Below are 4,113 nucleotides of genomic sequence, written 5' to 3'. Positions count from 1 at the left end.
CGGTAATGAAGCAGCCCCCTATGGTAACCTTCCCTTTGTCTAATTTCCTTTGCAGGTCTTCAGAATATATGGGATATCCATACAGGATTGTTGCGATTCGTTTGGACTTACACACCGGACAGGTTCTTGGTTTTCGTGGGAATTCATGTTTGCTCATACAATATTTCCAAAATTATTCATAGAGGAAACTGTAAATCTTTCAGATTAGAAGAAATCATGTGGTCTACCTGAAATAGGTCATTTGGAGCCCGTGAGTTGGGGGATTACCTTTACCCTTGACTCTTTGCATCATTTATTAACGGTGGATAAATAATATAGTGTTAATGAATATCCCTTGTTAAATCAACGATCATCGGAATATTCGATTTTACTGCTTTGCCCGCGATTACAGCATGAAATTTCTTAAGATTAGGTAGGGCTTGGGCCATATCTTTACCGATATAATTACTTAAGAAATTAAAACTTGTTTCATCAAATGCTTGAAAACAAATTACTGTATTACATTGGGTTAATACTGTTTTCGAAACATTTGCAGTACGCTGAGCTATTACCAAAAAACCAATTCCATATTTTCTACCTTGAAGCGCAACTTGTCCAATGCTATTTACTAATGCTTGTGAACTTTTGTCACTGCTTCCCGTAAAATTCCACTCAGGGATAACAGTATGAGCTTCTTCTATTACAACGCAAAGTCTGACTGGCGTATCAGCCGTTTGTTTTTCTTTCACCGTCTCAAAAAGAACCTTGAAGAAGTATTTTGTGTAATCCAAAATACCAGTTGTATTACTGACATCCGGTAGCTCAAAAACAGCAACACTAGTTGTACCGCTCAAAAATGTTTCAAATTCTTTTTTTAGTATGCTTGTTATTTCGTTTTTCTCAGCAATAATTTTTTCTGTCTCTTGTTGATTTGAAAATTTATTCAATTCATTGTTGATCCAATCAATTTTTTCTGAAACCAATTTTGCTTGATCATCACTAATTATGTTTGTGGGGACGGGGTCCATAGTTGAAACGAATTCTTTATTGAAATCGACACAGATTACTTTGGTATCTTTCTTAATTTCCTTGATGATTTCCCTGGCCAGGAAAGATTTCCCTGCTCCGGTTACTCCTAGTAATGCCATATGATGGCTAACTGCATCTCGTAAATTAATTACAGCCGGCAACTGTGTACCAGGAACTACACCTAACTTATATTGTGGATAAGTAATACTACTTATCGAAATATCTGATGTATCAGCCTTGAATATTGGTGTGTTAATTGAAGGAACCCATCCAAATTTTTGAAACGATATATCACTGTCCTTCCATTCCCCCAACTGCAAAGCTACTCCTTCAATATATCCTGTTTCGTCCTTATTCTCTAGTTTTTCTAATTTAGTGTATCCATTAATCACTTGATAGAAGATACGATTACTGCCAATCGTTAGTTCAAGCAAATCCCCTTCCTGTAAATTATCATTCTTTTTTGAATACTCGAAATTTATTTTTCCTATGCACGAATTATCAGAAACGACTCCAACAATATCGTTAATTCGCAATTGCGCGGTTAAAAGTTTTATTTTCTCATTATTTGAAATTTTATATACGATGTCTTTTTCAAGTCTTTCCGTAACTTGTTGTGGTTCAGATAACTGGAGAATTTTCCCCCATTTTTCTCGGTTTAGAAGATAAGTGTCAAAGACTATTCCTGTTATTGCCAATTCTTTAGAATCTTGAATAGAGTGTCTGAATTCGACAATGTCAAATTTATGAATGCTCTTATCGCTATAAACTTTGACGAGAAACATTTTTTTCGATTGAACACTAAATATTTCGCCTATTTGGTATTTGTCATCTGATGGGTATGGTGGAATGAGATTAGTATGAAGACTTTTTGGATCGACTGATAAAACAAAAAACCAAAGAATGAATAATATTAACGTGTATAAATTTTGTATGGAATAATAATTGAGTAAAAAATAGACAAATGCAGCTGAATAAAGTACTTTTCCTTGGCCAATTCTAACTACATATCTTTTTAAAAATTCTGACACTTTGTTTTTCCAATGATCTTGGCTTACATTTTTATCGTCTAAAGATAAGGCAATAACTGATGCGGCAAGAAGCAAGGACAAAACAATCATTCCGGCCCACCAAAGTATCACATTGACAAAGGAGTCTTTAATAGCAAGTATAACAAGTAAGAGCGGAATAACATTCGTGATAACATTTTTGGGGGATGTATAATAGGGCTCAATAAATAAGACCGAAAATAAAATCATAAAAATCCCGGAATAGAACCAAAGATCTTTATTTTCATTACTTGGAAGAAAAGTTCCCCAAAAAATATATTGAATTATTGCTGTTACTAATAAAAATAATATCAAAACGACAAATCTATTTTTAAGGACAAAAGATATTTTTTTTAAAAACCCAGACATCTTTAAAATCTCCTAACGTAGCAATATGTTGAATCGTGGCTAACGAATAACTTGCCTTTACCGAAAGTGCAATGGGTAGACAAAGTTTCAAGAAAATTGCTGAGTGAGTTGTGAAATATTTTCTCATGTTTACAACTTCATACTTATTATTATCCTACCAGGGACAGGCATTAAGATGTTTCCCAGATTCGTTCTATTAAAACTGTAATCTTTTCCTCAAATTGAGAAATTATTTCATGACATTTTTGGACTAAGTCATCCTCTTGGTTCATCTCTGTAACAAGTTTATTCTGAAATTCGATTGGAGCCAACGGAATTTCTAAAAGTTTGATTCTTTCCAGTGCAAGTTTTGGCACTCCTACTGCATGGGTGAGAACATTTATTTGTTTTTGCACATAATCTGATGCTATGCAAAAAACTAAATAGCGATTATTTAGGTGCGTGGGATATTTAATTACCAACTTTGCTGCATTCTCTGTAAGGTTTGAACCTTCCAAATCTTTAGGTATTATTCCTACAAGACCTATTGTTCCTGCAATGGAAAGATAAACATCGTTCTTGGAGATGGTGTAGCGGCTAATATGCTTGAAAACAGTATCATCAATAAATTTAAGGCCTTTTCTTTCTATTCCGTGGTTTTGAAAATCAGTAACCCTTATATATGGATGGTCTGTGATCCTATTGCTAAATGTCATACCTTTGGGAATTCTCTTTCCACCCTTTATCTCGCACAACTCTCCTAACTTGACCATTGGCCAGGAGGGGTCGATGGGGATGACGGGTTTGTAATTTTCGACCACCTGGCGGGCGCCGTCAATCACTTTTTGGTAGCCTTCGATTTCTTCCACAATATCCCGCTGTATTTCAAGCGGTGGCAAAGGTACTTCAATCTGGTATGCATCGTTACGATTCAATCCAGGCACGCCAGATTGAGTGTTCACACTGCCAAGGTTTACATACTTCAAAAGACGGTAGATAAATTTAAGTTCAGTTTTCTGGTTATCAAGCAATTTTACAAAGAATGTTGTATCAATCGGATAACCACTTTTTTCCGAAAAAGTAACTTCACCAGCGGAGCCTTTACGACCAACAATGATGAATGGTCCTTCTACCAGAAAATCCGAATGCCATCCGACAATCCCGTTTGAGCCATATACTGGATACTCACCTCCTCTGCGATTTGCTTCTTTTAATGGTTTCCCATATTCAAGCGATAAAATCTCTCCCAGCCTCACCATAGGCCACTTGCTGCGCACCACCCCATTCGCCCGGTAGCGTTCGGCGCTGAGGTTATAGTCCCCGCCCTCCGCCAGCCGGCGCTTACTCACCTTCTGCGCCAGGCCGCCTTTGGGCAGGGCTGCCGCGGGGTCGGCCTGAAAGGCTTTTACCAGCCGCAACGCTTCGGGCAGGTCGTTGGGCTCAATCTCGCGCCTCTGCGCGCCCAGCCCGTAACCATCCGCCGCCACCTTCACGAACAAGACACTCTCGCTGCGGCGTGCCAGCGTCTTATCCAGCAGCAAGACGCTGGTCTTGACCCCGCTGTAGGGGTTAAAGACCCCAGCCGGCAGGGAAATGACGGCAACCAAATAGTTTTCTTCCACCAGCATTTTGCGCAGGGCTTTGTAGGCATTGCTGGACTGAAAAATGATCCCTTCCGGCACGATCACGCCTGCCCGGCCGCCCACGT

2 protein-coding genes are annotated in these 4,113 nt (G+C 38.6%); both read right to left on the bottom strand.

Annotated elements, in window-relative coordinates:
- Positions 1-320 precede the first annotated feature (320 nt).
- Positions 321-2,426 (bottom strand): DUF87 domain-containing protein, encoded by a 2,106-nt coding sequence (locus ABFC84_16945; protein MEN6414427.1) that lies wholly within the window; start codon positions 2,424-2,426, stop codon positions 321-323.
- A gap of 170 nt (positions 2,427-2,596) precedes the next feature.
- A partial coding sequence (locus ABFC84_16940) for a restriction endonuclease subunit S (protein MEN6414426.1) occupies positions 2,597-4,113 on the bottom strand: 1,517 nt, incomplete at its 5' end.

The organism is Veillonellales bacterium, assembly GCA_039680175.1.
Taxonomy (GTDB): Bacteria; Bacillota; Negativicutes; order JAAYSF01; family JAAYSF01; genus JBDKTO01.
The sequence above is the reverse complement of the archived record's forward strand: the minus strand, read 5'-3'. Positions and strand labels throughout refer to the sequence as shown.